Origin of the sequence: Streptomyces yunnanensis (assembly GCF_029011865.1) — a bacterium.
Taxonomy (GTDB): Bacteria; Actinomycetota; Actinomycetes; order Streptomycetales; family Streptomycetaceae; genus Streptomyces; species Streptomyces yunnanensis.
This window is the reverse complement of record NZ_CP095749.1, coordinates 7821944-7835379: the sequence shown is the minus strand read 5'-3', so window position 1 is coordinate 7835379 and position 13436 is coordinate 7821944. Positions and strand designations below refer to the sequence as shown.

At 74.5% G+C, this 13436-nt stretch carries 12 protein-coding genes and 1 pseudogene; 8 read left to right on the top strand and 5 right to left on the bottom strand.

From position 1 onward, the window contains the following. Positions 1–691 precede the first annotated feature (691 nt). The 4 genes and pseudogenes from MOV08_RS34155 to dhaM form a co-directional block, all read left to right on the top strand. Positions 692–997 (top strand): annotated as a pseudogene (locus tag MOV08_RS34155) (SDR family oxidoreductase); the annotation flags it as partial. Between the two features lie 455 nt (positions 998–1452). After that, the gene (gene dhaK, locus MOV08_RS34150) at positions 1453–2445 is read left to right on the top strand and encodes a dihydroxyacetone kinase subunit DhaK (protein ID WP_039642152.1); all 993 of its coding nucleotides are present in this window, start codon (positions 1453–1455) and stop codon (positions 2443–2445) included. 130 nt (positions 2446–2575) lie between these two features. Then, positions 2576–3184 carry a dihydroxyacetone kinase subunit DhaL gene (gene dhaL, locus MOV08_RS34145; RefSeq protein WP_275310142.1) on the top strand — a complete coding sequence of 203 codons (609 nt, stop codon included), beginning with the start codon at positions 2576–2578 and terminating at the stop codon, positions 3182–3184. Continuing rightward, positions 3181–3594: a dihydroxyacetone kinase phosphoryl donor subunit DhaM gene (gene dhaM / locus MOV08_RS34140; RefSeq protein ID WP_039638174.1), complete on the top strand. Its 414-nt coding sequence runs from the start codon at positions 3181–3183 to the stop codon at positions 3592–3594. Before dhaL ends, dhaM begins: the two co-directional genes overlap by 4 nt. 24 nt (positions 3595–3618) lie before the next feature. Here the strand turns inward: dhaM and MOV08_RS34135 are convergent, their stop codons facing one another. Then, positions 3619–4437: an SAM-dependent methyltransferase gene (locus tag MOV08_RS34135; protein ID WP_039638173.1), complete on the bottom strand. Its 819-nt coding sequence runs from the start codon at positions 4435–4437 to the stop codon at positions 3619–3621. Between the two features lie 362 nt (positions 4438–4799). On the opposite strand from MOV08_RS34135, the gene MOV08_RS34130 reads away from it, so the two are divergent. Both MOV08_RS34130 and MOV08_RS34125 read left to right on the top strand, forming a co-directional pair. Beyond that, positions 4800–5399: an RNA polymerase sigma factor gene (locus MOV08_RS34130; RefSeq protein WP_275310141.1), complete on the top strand. Its 600-nt coding sequence runs from the start codon at positions 4800–4802 to the stop codon at positions 5397–5399. Between the two features lie 55 nt (positions 5400–5454). Continuing rightward, positions 5455–6219: a hypothetical protein gene (locus tag MOV08_RS34125; RefSeq protein WP_275310140.1), complete on the top strand. Its 765-nt coding sequence runs from the start codon at positions 5455–5457 to the stop codon at positions 6217–6219. Between the two features lie 17 nt (positions 6220–6236). On the opposite strand, the gene amaB is transcribed toward MOV08_RS34125, so the two are convergent. From amaB to MOV08_RS34110, 3 genes are all read right to left on the bottom strand, one after another. After that, the gene (gene amaB / locus MOV08_RS34120; protein WP_275310139.1) at positions 6237–7811 is read right to left on the bottom strand and encodes an L-piperidine-6-carboxylate dehydrogenase; all 1575 of its coding nucleotides are present in this window, start codon (positions 7809–7811) and stop codon (positions 6237–6239) included. Between the two features lie 27 nt (positions 7812–7838). Next, positions 7839–9269, bottom strand: a complete 1431-nt coding sequence (hglS, locus tag MOV08_RS34115) for a 2-oxoadipate dioxygenase/decarboxylase (protein ID WP_275311991.1) — start codon at positions 9267–9269, stop codon at positions 7839–7841. A 133-nt stretch (positions 9270–9402) separates the two neighbouring features. Then, entirely contained in the window at positions 9403–10608 is a 1206-nt protein-coding gene (locus tag MOV08_RS34110; RefSeq protein WP_275310137.1) for an NAD(P)/FAD-dependent oxidoreductase, read from the bottom strand. 228 nt (positions 10609–10836) lie between these two features. On the opposite strand from MOV08_RS34110, the gene MOV08_RS34105 reads away from it, so the two are divergent. Then, positions 10837–11886 carry a LysR substrate-binding domain-containing protein gene (locus MOV08_RS34105; RefSeq protein ID WP_275310136.1) on the top strand — a complete coding sequence of 350 codons (1050 nt, stop codon included), beginning with the start codon at positions 10837–10839 and terminating at the stop codon, positions 11884–11886. 37 nt (positions 11887–11923) lie between these two features. On the opposite strand, the gene MOV08_RS34100 is transcribed toward MOV08_RS34105, so the two are convergent. Then, a complete protein-coding gene (locus tag MOV08_RS34100; RefSeq protein ID WP_235092786.1) occupies positions 11924–12322 on the bottom strand; it encodes an STAS domain-containing protein in 399 nt (132 codons plus the stop codon). A gap of 338 nt (positions 12323–12660) precedes the next feature. On the opposite strand from MOV08_RS34100, the gene MOV08_RS34095 reads away from it, so the two are divergent. Continuing rightward, a complete protein-coding gene (locus MOV08_RS34095) occupies positions 12661–13422 on the top strand; it encodes a DeoR/GlpR family DNA-binding transcription regulator (protein ID WP_039638168.1) in 762 nt (253 codons plus the stop codon). Positions 13423–13436 lie beyond the last annotated feature (14 nt).

Below are 13436 nucleotides of genomic sequence, written 5' to 3'. Positions count from 1 at the left end.
CCGCTGTCGGCGAAGCAGTCCAGCCGATGCGCCGCACCGGGTGTGACGCACGGCCGTGCCGCCATCGTCAAGTCGTCGTGCAGCTTTGGCGATACGCCGCCGCGGCATACCGGCGCAGTGCGGCACCGAGCCCCGCGGCCCCCGCCAGGCCGACGCCCGGCACCCACGTTCGCCGCACCGGACACCGCCCGGCCGCACCCGGGCCAACGACGGGACACTGCGGACACGCCCATGTCCTACACCTTGCCCGTCGACCTGGTCCCGGTCCTGAGCTCCGCCCTGCTGGTCGCGACGCTCGTCGTGGTGGTGCGGCTCGGCAAGGTCCACGACCAGCGCCGACCGGCTTGAGACCGGGTGCTCTGGCGCAGCGCTCCCCACGTAGGCGAGCCGGACGCCGCAGCGGATCACCACCAGCACGCCACCGTCGGCACCACTCAGAAGCCAGCACGCCCACCCTGGAGTTGGCCACCCCACGGGATCGATCACGTCGGACTCAACCGCCTGGCTGGTGCCTGCCACAACGCCTCGACGGATTGCGCCTGTTGGCTGCGTCGGGTGGCAAGATGGGCGCTGACACGCACCCTGCGACGTGCCTGGAATGTGACGCCCAGCGAACTCCGCAGGTCCTGACCCGCGCGGCGGACGGCTTTCCGCAGTATCCGGGCGAGGGTGTCCCACCACCGCCGCGGCCGGAGTGGCCTTCTACGTGGCTTCCGAGCACGCGGTCCTCGGACTGACCCGGTCCGCAGCGCTGGAGTTCATCGGTCAAGGGGTGCGGGTCAACGCGGTGCTGCCGGGAGGCATCGACACCCCGATGGTGCAGCGGTTCTCGGCGCTCAATCCCAACCTGATGGATCAGACCGCGGCCGCCCATCCCATCGGCCGCATCGCCCGGCCCGAGGAGATCGCCAACGCGATCGTCTGGTTGCTGTCGGACGCCGCGAGCTTCGCCATGGGGTCTCCGCTGGTCATCGACGGGGGTTACACCACACGGTGAGACCGCGGCGCGAAGGTCGCCTGTCGTCCGGCGGCGCGACGTCCCGTGTCCGTCGGCGAGCCCCGCATGCGCCGTTCGGGTGGCCGGGCGCCGGTTCTCGCCGAGCGGCGCACGGCCGGCGGGGTGTTGGTGGATCGCTTGGGTGACGGAGCGCGCGTTCGTCGGGAGGGGCGGGCGTCGGTCGGCGGGCGCCCCTTGCGGTGGAGCAACCTTGTGGACGACGGTGCAGCCGGCTGCTCGCGGCCCGATACTTGATCCGCCGGAGCCGTCCGACGGAAAGGTCACCCGATTGGCTGATCACCCATCAGGAACGTCAGCATGAGGTCAGCATCAGTCCCGCCGGAAGCCGCCGTTCGGCGCCCTGGGGCGCCAAGATCGAGAACCTGCGAAGACGCGTCTGACCAGCAAGAAATCAAGCCATGGCCGTGCTTGTTGAGGATCCCTGGAAGGTGCCCATGAGGATGTTGATCAACGTCGCCGAGACCGTGGTGGCGGACGCCCTGCGCGGGATGGCCGCGGCGCATCCGGAGCTGGTGGTGGACGTGGCGAACCGGGTGATCGTGCGGCGGGACGCGCCGGTGGCCGGGAAGGTGGCGCTGCTCTCCGGCGGAGGGAGCGGGCACGAGCCGCTGCACGGGGGGTTCGTGGGGCCGGGGATGTTGGACGCGGCGTGTCCGGGGGAGGTGTTCACCTCGCCGGTGCCGGATCAGATGGTGCGGGCCGCGACGGCGGTGGACGCCGGGCGCGGGGTGTTGTTCGTGGTGAAGAACTACACCGGCGACGTGCTGAATTTCCGGATGGCGGCGGAGCTGGCGGAGGACGAGGGGGTGCAGGTCGCCAGCGTGCTGGTCGACGACGACGTCGCGGTGCGCGACTCGACCTTCACCGCCGGGCGGCGCGGGACCGGGGCGACGCTGTTCGTGGAGAAGATCGCGGGGGCGGCGGCGGAGGAGGGGATGCCGCTGGAGCGGGTGGAGGCGGTGGCCCGGAAGGTCGTGGCGTCGTCGCGGAGTTTCGGGGTGGCGCTGAGCGCCTGCTCGACGCCGGCCAAGGGCAGCCCGACGTTCGATCTTCCGCCGGGCGAGCTGGAGTTGGGGGTGGGGATCCACGGCGAGCCGGGGCGGGAGCGTCGGGCGATGATGACCTCGCACGAGATCGCGGACTTCGCGGTGGACGCGATCCTGGAGGATCTGCGACCGCGGCTGCCGGTGCTGGTGCTGGTGAACGGGATGGGGGCGACGCCGCTGCTGGAGCTGTACGGCTTCAGCGCGGAGGTGCACCGGGTGCTCGACGAGCGCGGGGTGACGGTCGCCCGTACGTTGGTGGGGAACTATGTGACGTCGCTGGACATGGCCGGCTGCTCGGTGACGTTGTGTCAGGTCGACGAGGAGTTGCTGCGGTTGTGGGACGCGCCGGTGGCGACGGCCGGGCTGCGGTGGGGGCGCTAGGGCGTGCGGCACGGGGGTGAGCCGGGGCGGAGTGGGGTGTCGTGGGCGGCGGTGGGTCGCCGTTGGCGGTACGTGGGTGTCGCAAAAGGCGGCAGTCACTTGGGAGTCGGGTGTGCAGAGGGGTGATGGTGTGGTGAACACGGGGTTTGACGCCGGGTTCTTCGTACGGTGGATGGTGGCGGCGGCCGGTCTGGTCGAGCAGGAGGCCGGGCGGCTCACGGAGCTGGACTCGGCCATCGGCGACGCCGATCACGGAACCAACATGCAGCGGGGGTTCGCCGCGGTGGTGAAGACGCTGGAGAGCGAGCCGCCCGCCACGCCCGGGGCGGTGCTGGTCATCGCGGGGCGGCAGCTGATCTCGACGGTGGGGGGTGCCTCGGGGCCGCTGTACGGGACGCTGCTGCGGCGGGCCGGGAAGAGCCTGGGCGAGGCGTCGGAGGTGACGGTCGCGGAGTTGCAGGCGGGGCTGCGGGCCGGGGTCGAGTCGGTGCGGGAGCTCGGGGGTGCCGCGCCCGGCGACAAGACCATGGTCGATGCCCTGCTGCCGGGCGTGGCGGCGCTGGGGACCTCGCTCGACGCGGCGGCCGGGGCGGCCGAGGAGGGGGCGTTGGCGACCGTGCCGATGCGCGCGCAGAAGGGGCGGGCCAGCTATCTCGGGGAGCGCAGCATCGGGCATCAGGACCCGGGTGCGACGTCCTCGGCGCTGCTGTTCGCGGCCCTCGCGGAGGTGGCGCGATGAGCGGCGAGGACCGCGTGGTGGGTGTGGTGCTGGTGTCGCACAGCAAGGCGGTCGCGGAGGCGGTCGCGGAGCTGGCGGTCGGGCTGACCGGGGACGGCCCGAAGGTGCCGGTGGCCGCGGCCGGCGGAACGCCGGACGGGGGGCTGGGGACGAGCGCCGAGCTGATCGCGTCGGCGGCGCGGGAGGTGGACCGCGGCGCGGGGGTCGCGCTGCTGGTCGACCTCGGCAGCGCGGTGCTGACGGTGAAGGCGCTGATCGCGGAGGGCGACGAACTCCCGGCGGACGCCCGGCTGGTGGACGCGCCGTTCGTCGAGGGGACGGTGGCCGCCGTGGTCAGCGCGTCGGCCGGGGCGGACCTGGCGGCGGTCGTGGCGGCGGCCGAGGAGGCGTACGGCTACCGCAAGCGGTGAGCGCCCGGCCCCGCGGGCGCGCGCTCAGGGTTTGCGGGCGACCGCGGCGTAGCAGGCGGCCTCGGCGTCGGTGACGTGGGTGGCGTCCTCGGGGCAGTCGGGGCGCCACTGGTGGGAGAGGGTGACGCCGGGGTCGAGGAGTTCCCAGCCGTCGAAGAAGCGGAGGAACTCGGCGCGGGTGCGGAACTGGAGCTCGGTGCCCGCCTCGCGGTAGATCCCGAGGATCCGGTGCATGGTGTCGGGGCTGTAGTCCGAGGTGGCGTGGGTCATCGCCAGCGTGCTGCCGCTGGGGAGGGCGGCCTTGAGGGTTTCCACGACGGTGTGCGCGCGGTCCCGGCCGTCGTCGGTGACGAAGTGCATCAGGGCGTTGAGGCTCAGGGCGACCGGCCGGGTCAGGTCGAGCGTGTCGAGGAGCTGCGGGGCGCTCAGGATGCCGGCGGGCTCGGTGACGTCGGCGGGCACGTAGGCGGTGCGGCCCTGGGGGGTGCCGCGGAGCAGGGCCGCGGCATGGGCGAGGACGATGGGGTCGTTGTCGGTGTAGACGATGCGGGCGTCGGGGGCGGTGTGCTGGGCGATCTCGTGGAGGTTGGGCGGGGTGGGGATGCCCGTGCCGATGTCCAGGAACTGGCGCAGGCCGGCGCCGGCGAGGTGCCGGGTGGCCCGGTGCATGAACTCGCGGTTGATCCGGGCGGCCACCAGGGCTGCGGGGAAGACGCCCAGGACCCTGCCGGCGGCCATCCGGTCGGCCAGGAAGTTGGTCTTGCCGCCCAGCATGTAGTCGTAGATGCGGGCCGAGTGCGCCCGGTCCAACTGCAGGTCCACCACGGGCTCGTGCTCGGTCATCGCGCGCTGCCTCCCCGCCGTCGGATGGGTCGCCGGCCGGGCACCGCCCGCGCGAGCGGCGTCCGACGGGGAGAGCACTGCCCGGTGGGTGCGCGTTCATGCGCCGGTGCACCACCCGGGCGCGGGCACCTGCCGTCCGCGCCGGGCCCGGTGGTCGCGGGTGGGCGGCGGCGCGCGGGATCTGGTCGTTCTCGGTCACGAGTAGTCATATGAATACGGAGCGCAGGAATATTTGTCGCCGGGTGCCACAAAACGGCTTGGTTTCCTGTTGATTGGACGGTGAGGGCAAACCGTCCTCCCGACGCGGTCGCCGTCCTCGGTGGCGCCGCGCCGGTGCACGGCAAACGGAACGAGGACGGCGCGTGAGCACACACCGGAACCGACTTCTGCCGGCCAGACGGCCGGACCGTGCCGCCCTGCCGGAGATAGTCGCCCCGCAGGAATCGGGTCGGCGGCTGGCGCTCACCTTCCAGGCGTTCCTGACGACCCACGCCCGGAAGTGGCTGGCCTACGCCTATCTGCACACCGGCAGCGAGGACGCGGCCCACGAGGTGACCCGGGCCGCGTACGAACAACTCGGCCGGGTGTGGCCGCACGCGCTGCGGCAGGCGTCGGTGGAGGCGTACGCCTGGGCGGTGCTCAAGGAACGGGTCATGGAGTGGCTCTACGACCGTCAGCAGCCGACCGCGCTCACCGAGACCGCCGCCTTCGCCGTCGTCACCCACGCCCTGCTGCGCGAGTGCCAGCAGCAGTTCGCGATGCTGGAGAGCCAGTTGGGGCTCTATGCGGCGATCTCGCGGCTGCCGGAGCGGCAGTGCGACGTGATCGTGCTCCGGCACGTCATCGGCTACGGCGACGCGCAGATCGCCGCGCTGCTGGGGGTGGACGAGGTCACCGTGCGCTCGTACGCGAGCCGGGGCAAGCGGAAGCTGGCCGCCGCGCTCGGCATCGATCAGGGATAGCCGGCCCGGGAACGGCCGGACGGTTCAGCGGGAGTCGAACATGGGGGAACGGAAGATGACGAGAGCGCACCGGTACCCGGGCGGGCGGCGGGAGACCGTCGAGTCGCTGCTCAGCGCCGCGGCGGCGGTGGCCGGGATCGACGGGCTGGCCGACTTCAGCGCGCTGGACGACGCGGGGGCGCTCGACGGGCTGGGCTGTCTGGCGCCCGCGGCGGCGGGGCGGGGCGCGGAGCTGCCGCCCGCGGTGGTGCCGCCGCCGGGCCCGGGGCGGGCCGCCCCCAGCGGGTATCCCACCGCGCGGGACGAGGCCGTCCACGAGCTCCAGCTGGCCTGCGCGCTGGTGGTGAACGCGGCGGCGGCCGCGGCGAGCCTGGAGCGGCTGGTGAACGACCACCACATCGATCCGGAGGGGGCGCTGGTCTTCGGCTGCCTGCTGCACATCACCGGGCGGTCCGCGGCGGCGCGCTTCTGGTGGCTGTTCGGCGCCGGGGCCGGCAGCCGGACCGCCGCGTACTGCCTGTATCTGGCGCACCGCGGGGACGGCGAGTTCCGCGACGCCACGTACTGGCGCGAGCAGGCCGCGCACGCGCCCGACGAGGAGCCCCGGGCGGTGGCGGCGTTCGACGAGAAGCAGCTGCTGCCGGACGAGGCCCGGCACAACCTCCTCGTCCAGTGGCACAGCGGGCTGGCACCGACCCTGCCGACCGCGCTGGAGAACGTGATCAACCGGCTGGTGGTGGAGGGGGACGACGAGGACTTCGGGGCCATCCCCCGGCCGTCGCCGACGCTGGTGGAGGACCTGGGGCGGGCCCTCCACTGACGTCGACGGCCGCACGCTCAGAGGAAGTTGACGCCTTGGGCGAGCGGGAGGTCGGCGGAGTAGTTGACGGTGTTGGTGGCCCGGCGCATGTAGGCGCGCCAGGCGTCGGAGCCGGACTCCCGGCCGCCGCCGGTCTCCTTCTCGCCGCCGAAGGCGCCGCCGATCTCCGCCCCCGAGGTGCCGATGTTGACGTTGGCGATGCCGCAGTCGGAGCCGTCGGCGGCCAGGAACCGCTCGGCCTCCCGCTGGTCGCGGGTGAAGATGCTGGAGGACAGGCCCTGCGGTACGCCGTTCTGCAGGGCGATGGCCTCGTCGAGGGTGCGGTAGGTCAGGACGTAGAGGATCGGCGCGAAGGTCTCGGTGGCGACGATCCCGGTCTGGGCGGGCATCCGGACGAGGGCGGGGCGGACGTAGGCGGCGTCCGGGGCCTCGTCGGCGAAGTGGCGGTCGCCGCCGACGAGCACGGTGCCGCCGGCGCGCCGCGCCTCGGCCAGCGCCTCGGTCATCGCGGTGTGCGCGGCGGTGCCGATCAGCGGTCCGACGAGGGTGTCCGGGTGGTAGGGGTCGCCGATCGGCAGCTGCGCGTAGGCGTGCGCGATGCGCTCGACGAGGCGGTCGGCGAGGTCCTCGTGGACGATCAGCCGGCGCAGGGTGGTGCAGCGCTGACCCGCGGTGCCGGCGGCCGCGAAGACCACGCCGCGGACGGTGAGGTCGAGGTCGGCCGAGGGGGTGACGACGGCGGCGTTGTTGCCGCCGAGCTCCAGAAGGCAGCGGCCGAAGCGGGCGGCGACCCGGGGTGCCACCTGCCGTCCCATCCGCACCGAGCCGGTGGCGCTGACCAGGGCCACCCGGGGGTCGTCGGCGAGCAGTTCACCGTGCTCCGGTCCGCCGAGCAGCAGGTGGTGGACGCCGGGCGGGGCGCCGGTGTCGGCGGCGGCGCGGGCGAGCAGGGCGGTGCAGGCGAGCGCGGTGAGCGGGGTCAGCTCGGACGGCTTCCAGACCACCGGGTCGCCGCAGACCAGGGCGATGGCGGTGTTCCAGGACCACACGGCGACGGGGAAGTTGAAGGCGGAGATCACTCCGGCGACGCCGAGCGGGTGCCAGCTCTCGGAGAGGCGGTGGCCGGGGCGTTCGCCGGCGATGGTCCGGCCGTAGAGCTGGCGGGAGAGGCCGACCGCGAAGTCGCAGATGTCGATCATCTCCCGGACCTCGCCGAGCGCCTCGGAGCGGATCTTGCCGGCTTCGAGGGTGACGAGGTCGGCCAGGTCCTCCTGGTGGGCGGTGAGGAGTTCGCCGAGCCGCTTGACCAGGGCACCGCGGACCGGGGCGGGGACGGTGCGCCAGGCGAGGAAGGTGCGGTGGGCGTCGGCGAGGGCGGCCTCGGCCTGTTCGGGGGTGGTGGCGGGCAGATGGGCGAGGACGGCGCCCGTGAGCGGAGTGCGGGCGGCGACCGTGGCGCCGGTTCCGGGGTCCTGCTCCGGGTACGCGTCGAGTCCGGCGGCGCCGCAGTGGCGCAGCGCGGTGCCGGCGCGGGCCCGCAGGGCGTCGGTGCCGGGGAGGCCGAGGGTGGCGGGGTGCGCGCTGACGGTCATCGATAACTCCCTTGACTGCGAAGGTCGCTAGGGCGTGGTGGGCGTGGTGGCGGTGGTCGGGGCGTCCAGGGTGCGGAGGGCGGCGTCGGCGTGCAGGGCGGACAGGGCCCGGCGCAGGGAGCGGTCCTGCTGTTCGGCGTAGAGCGCGAACGGGTCGAGGACCGGGCGGTCCAGGGCCGCGGAGAGGCGGTGGGCGTCGAAGGGGGTGCCGTCGCGGCGCGGGTCGCGGGTGCCGTCGCCGGTGAGGTTGGAGTGGAAGATGCCGGCGGCGGAGCGGGGCAGGAAGTCCTCGTAGACGAGGGGGTGGGCGGTCAGCCAGCCGTCGGCGAGCAGGTCGGCGAGGGCGGCGGGCGGGCGGCGGCCGTCGCGGGGGCGGTCGGTCACCGGGTGGTAGGTGAAGAACGCCAGCCGTTCAGCGGCGAGTCGGGTCTCGGTGCGAGGGAAGTCGCGCTCCCACAGGGCGCGGGCGGTGGCCTGCCGGTCGGCGTCGGGCCGGTCGGCGGTCCGGCGGTCGGTCTCGGCCATGAGGGCGTCGTAGCGGGCCCGGCCGCCGGGGGTGAGGGCGATGCCGCGGGCCTCGACCTCGCCGAAGCGCACGCGCAGGGCGCCGCGGGTGAGCCGGCCGTCGGGGTCGCGGAAGGTCCGGGGTTCGGCCAGGGCCCGGAAGGAGGTCTGGCGCAGCAGCACGTCGGGGCCGGCCCAGCGCGGGGGTCCCTGGATGCGGTCGATCATGGTGATGCCGCGCTCCCCCATCTGCCGGTAGAGGGCGTCGATGTCCAGGACGCGCGGGGTGAGGTGGTTGACGTGGGTGGTGGTGACCCCGCCGATGTCGGCGGCGACCGCGGAGATCCGTTCCAGTTCGGCGTACCAGGCGCGGTCGACGGGCTCGGTGGAGAGGGTGAACGCGCCGACGGCAAGCGCGAGGAAGCGTTCCGCCGCGGGTTCGTCCAGGCCGTGGTCGCGTTCCGCGCGCTCGGCGAGGTCCAGGAGTTCGGGCGGGAAGAGCCGGCGGCGGGCGAGGAAGGCGTCCAGGCGGGCTTCGAGGTCCGGGTCGAAGAAGCGGCGGTCGCCGGTGGTGAGGAGGGAGGTGAAGACGCGGAAGGGGTTGCGGTCGAGTTCGTCGGGGTCGATGGGGCGGAAGGCGGTGGAGACGACGGGGACCGCGCCGATGTCGCCGTCCCGGAGGTCGTAGAAGCCGACCGGGCGCATGCCGAGTGCGGCGAAGACCTGGGCGGCCTGGCGGAGTTCGGCGGGGGTGCCGACGCGGATGGCGCCGTGCCGCTCGGCGGTGACCCGGTCGATGCTGCCGAGCCGGCCGGCGTCCGGGTCGCGGCCGGCGACCTCGTCGTTGATCTGCCCGGCGACCTCCAGGAGGGTGGTGTAGGCGGGGACTTCGGTGCCGTACATGTCGGAGAGCCGACGGGCGAACGCGGCGCGCAGCCGCCAGGTGGGGATCAGGGCCATGGGGTCTCCTTTCCCGGGTCCGGCGGGGTGCGGGCCTGCCCGGTGGTTCGTGGTCGGAGCCGACCTGGGGCCTGTCGTCAAACTCCCGCCTGCCTCCGGGCGAACGACGGGAGTTCGACGACAGGCGCTAGATGACGTGGGCTTCGGGGCGGGTGGCGGGCCGGCCGTCGAAGCGGGTGGCGGCGAGCGGTCCGACGTCGAGGAAGGGTTCGCGGCGCAGGTAGAGGTCGCGGACGATCTCGCCGACGGCGGGGGCCTGGAGGAAGCCGTGGCCGGAGAAGCCGGTGGCGTAGAGGAAGCGGCCGGGGTGCGGGGCCTCGCCGATGAGGGCGTTGCGGTCGGGGGTCATCTCGTAGAGGCCGGCCCAGCCGCCGGTGACCGGCAGGTCGGCCAGTGCCGGCGCCCGGCGGGCCGCGGCGGCACGGAACGGGGTGAGCCATTCGCGGCTGAACTCCCGGGCGTATCCCGGCTGTTGGTCTGGGTCGGAGAGGCCGACGAGCAGTCCGTCGGCGCCGTCGTTGTGGAAGTAGAGGGTGGAGGCGTAGTCGAGGGTGAAGGGGATGCGGGGCGGGCGGGGGCTCAGCGGCCCGGTGAAGGCGATCTGGCGGCGCAGCGGGGTGACCGGCAGGGCGACCCCGGCCAGGGCGCCGACCTCGGCGGACCAGGCGCCGGCGCAGCAGATCACGGTGGGGGTGCGGACGGTGCCGTGCGGGGTGCGGACGGCCGTCAGGTGGCCGTCGGCGGTGTCGATGGCGGTGACCGGGCAGCGGGTGCGGACGGTGGCGCCGAGCCGGCGGGCCGCACGGAGGTAGCCGGCGACGGCGGCCTTGGGGGTGGCGTAGCCGTCGGTGGGCGAGTAGGCGGCGGCGACCAGGGTGCCGGGGTCGACGTAGGGGCAGAGGTCGCGGGCGGCGCGGGGGGTGAGGAGGCGGCTGGGCACGCCGTGGGAGTTCTGGATCTCGACGCCCCGGGCGAAGGTGTCCCGTTCGGCCTCGTCGCCGAGGAGGAAGAGGTAGCCGACGGAGTCCAGGCCGATGTCGGCGCCGGGGCGGCGGGCGAAGTCCCGCCAGGCGGCCAGGCTGCGCACGCCGAGCCGGATGTTGAGCGGGTCGGAGAACTGCGCGCGGACCCCGCCGAGGGGTTTGCCGGACGAGCCGGAGGCGGGCAGGTCGCGCTCCAGCAGCAGCACCCGGCCGGCGCCGGCCTCGGCCAGGTGGAAGGCGATGCTCGCGCCGATCACCCCACCGCCGACGATCACGACGTCGGCACAGGCGGGGAGCGGGGCGGAGTGCGGGTCGGGGTCCGAGGGAGTCGAAGCCGTGGGGTGGGCCATCCGGGCCGCCTTCCCGTCGTCGCGTGGTCGCGTGGGTGCTCCGGTCGCCGACACAGCAGCGGGGCCGGTGCCCTTCGATGGTGACCGGCCGGTGGTCGGCCGTCCATGCAGAGTCGTTGGAAGTGATCTATGAGGAGGTGTGGGGCCCCGGGGGTTTGGGGCCCGTCCGGTGGATCAGGGCCCGGCGGGGCGCGGGTGGCGCCGGTGGCCGCTGGGTAGGGTCCCGCCGTGGAATTGCCGGGGGTGCAGCTGCGGACGCTGCTGGAGCTGACCCGGAGCCGCACGATGACCGCGGCGGCCGCGGCGCTCGGATACACGCCGGGCGCGGTCTCCCAGCACATCGCCGCGCTGGAGCGGAGCACCGGCAGCGAGCTGGTCCGGCGGGTCGGGCGCCGGGTGGAGCTGACGGACGCCGGGCGGACGCTGGCCGAGCACGCCGAGCGGATCCTGGGCGCGCAGGCGGAGGCGGTGGCGGCCCTGGAGCGGGCCCGCGGGGAGGTGGGCGGGCACCTGCGGCTGGGGGTCTTCGGGACCGCGGCCGCGGTGCTGCTGCCGCCGGCCCTGCGCCGGCTGGCGGCCCGGCATCCCGCGGTGCGGGTGGCCAGCCGCGAGGTGGACGTGGACCAGGCGTACGTGGAGGTGCTGGCCGGGCGGGTGGATCTGGCGCTCGGCCTGGACTATCCGGACGCGCCGCTGGCCCGGGACGGCGCGGTGGAGCTGGTGCGGCTGCGGACGGAGCGGTTCTCGTTGGCGGTGCCGGCCGGGGCGGCGGGGGCGGGCCGGGCGCCGCTGGCGCTGGCGGAGGCCGGGGCGTACGACTGGATCCTGCCGGCGGCCGGCTCGTACTACGGGCGGGCGATCCGGACGGCCTGCCGCCGGGCCGGCTGCGAGCCGCGGGTGGTCCACGAGGTGACGGACACCGCGACGTCGCTGGCGATGGTCGGGGCGGGGCTGGGGGTGGCGCCGCTGACCGGGCTGATGCTGCGGCTGCGGTCGGAGGGGATCACGGTGGTGCCGCTGCGGGAGACCGTCGAGCGGCACATCGTGGTGGCGGTGGGGACGGCGGCCCGGGCCCGGCCCTCGGTCGCGGCGCTGATCGCGGCGCTGCGGGCGGGCGCGGAGTCGGGGGTGGGCCCGGAGGGAGTGGGCCCGGAGACGGAGCGGGCGGCGGGCACGGGCCCGGGGACGGTGCCGGGCGGCGGTCCGGTGCCGGGTGGCGGGAACGTCACACGCAGGGGTCAGCACGGCCCGGCGGCGGTGCTTCGCTCGCAGGCGTGAGTGCTCCCCCACATGGCGCAGTGGCCCCGGGACGCGGTCAGTCCGCCGCGGGCGGCGGCCAGGTCGGGCGGCTGCTGTCGGGGACCGCGGCCAGGGCGTGGCCGACCGTCGGGTAGCAGGAGAAGACCCCGAGGGACTGCGTGCCCACCAGCAGCTTGAGCATCCGCACGCCCAGGGACGCCAGCAGCAGCCGGCCCTCCAGGCGGCGGCAGAGCCATTCCAGGGCCAGCAGGCAGCTCAGGCCCCGGGAGTCGCAGAACCGCAGGGCGGTCAGATCGAGCACGAGGAAGCGGTGGCCGGCCGAGACGATGGACCGGGCCTCGGCGAGGAACGCCTGCTCGGTGCGGAGGTCCAGCTCCCCGCTGACCCGCAGCACCGCGCACTCGTCCTCCTGGACGAGTGCGGTGACCGCCAACGACCGCATCTCCGAGCTCATGGCGTCCAGCCTAAGCGCCCCCGTGCACCGCACCACCGGCGTCCCACCAGCGTGCGCGGGCGGGCCGGGGCGGCGCCCGCGGGCACGCAGACCGGGTGAAACGGGCCGTTCCACGGGGCACGGGCCCGAAGAACGGCGCTCGGAGGCGGGCAGAAACGGGCGGGTTTGGTTCCGTTGCGGACCCCAGCGGGCAGTCCAACTGTTGCTATAAACCTGGCTGCGGGCAGAAGCGGGCACCGTCGCGACCGAACGGAAAGCGATCCACACGGAACGTGACCGAACGGAAGACGGCGGTCGGAAGCGGGCGGGCACATCCCGCCCGGAGTGGGGAGAGAGCCATGAGGGCCGAGGAACGCCAGAGCCGCCTCCTCGTGCTCGCCCGCCAGTCCGGACGCGTCGAGGTCGCCGAGGCGGCCGCGGAGTTCGGGGTGGCCCGCGAGACCGTGCGGCGCGATCTGCGGGACCTGGAGCGCCGAGGGCTGGTGCGGCGGACGCACGGCGCGGCGTACCCGGTCGAGAGCGCGGGGTACGAGACCACCCTGGCACGGCGGGAGACCCAGCAGGTGCCCGAGAAGCGGCGGATCGCGGCGGCCGCGGCGCAGTTGGTCGGCGAGGCGGAGACGGTCTTCGTCGACGAGGGGTACACGCCCGAGCTGGTCGCGATGCTGCTGCCGACGGACCGGCCGCTGACCGTGCTGACCGCGTCGCTGCGCACCGCGTCGCTGGTCTCGGCGTCCGACTCGACGACCGTCCTCCTGGCCGGCGGGCGGGTGCGGGCCGGGACCCAGGCGACGGTCGGGCCGTGGTGCCGGGACATGCTCGCCGGCTTCGTGGTCGACCTGGCGTTCCTGGGGGCCAACGGGATCTCCCGGGAGTACGGGTTGACCACCCCCGATCCCGCGGTCGCCGACGTGAAGGCGCAGGCGGTGCGCTCCTCGCGGCGGCGGGTGCTGGTCGGGGTGCACAGCAAGTTCGGGGCCAGCAGCTTCTGCCGGTTCGCCGGCATCGACGAAGTGGACGTGATCGTCACCGACACGGGGCTCTCCGCGCCGGAAGCACACCGGTACTCGCTCCTGGGGCCGCAGGTGCTCCGGGTCTGACCTCCCCTCCTCCC

Excerpts from the sequence above, each read along its gene's own strand:
- dhaK (WP_039642152.1), top strand. The coding sequence starts at position 1,453 with ATGAGGATGTTGATCAACGTCGCCGAGACCGTGGTGGCGGACGCCCTG.
- dhaM (WP_039638174.1), top strand. The coding sequence starts at position 3,181 with ATGAGCGGCGAGGACCGCGTGGTGGGTGTGGTGCTGGTGTCGCACAGC.
- MOV08_RS34135 (WP_039638173.1), bottom strand. The coding sequence starts at position 4,437 with ATGACCGAGCACGAGCCCGTGGTGGACCTGCAGTTGGACCGGGCGCAC.
- MOV08_RS34125 (WP_275310140.1), top strand. The coding sequence starts at position 5,455 with ATGACGAGAGCGCACCGGTACCCGGGCGGGCGGCGGGAGACCGTCGAG.
- amaB (WP_275310139.1), bottom strand. The coding sequence starts at position 7,811 with ATGACCGTCAGCGCGCACCCCGCCACCCTCGGCCTCCCCGGCACCGAC.
- MOV08_RS34110 (WP_275310137.1), bottom strand. The coding sequence starts at position 10,608 with ATGGCCCACCCCACGGCTTCGACTCCCTCGGACCCCGACCCGCACTCC.
- MOV08_RS34100 (WP_235092786.1), bottom strand. The coding sequence starts at position 12,322 with ATGAGCTCGGAGATGCGGTCGTTGGCGGTCACCGCACTCGTCCAGGAG.
- MOV08_RS34095 (WP_039638168.1), top strand. The coding sequence starts at position 12,661 with ATGAGGGCCGAGGAACGCCAGAGCCGCCTCCTCGTGCTCGCCCGCCAG.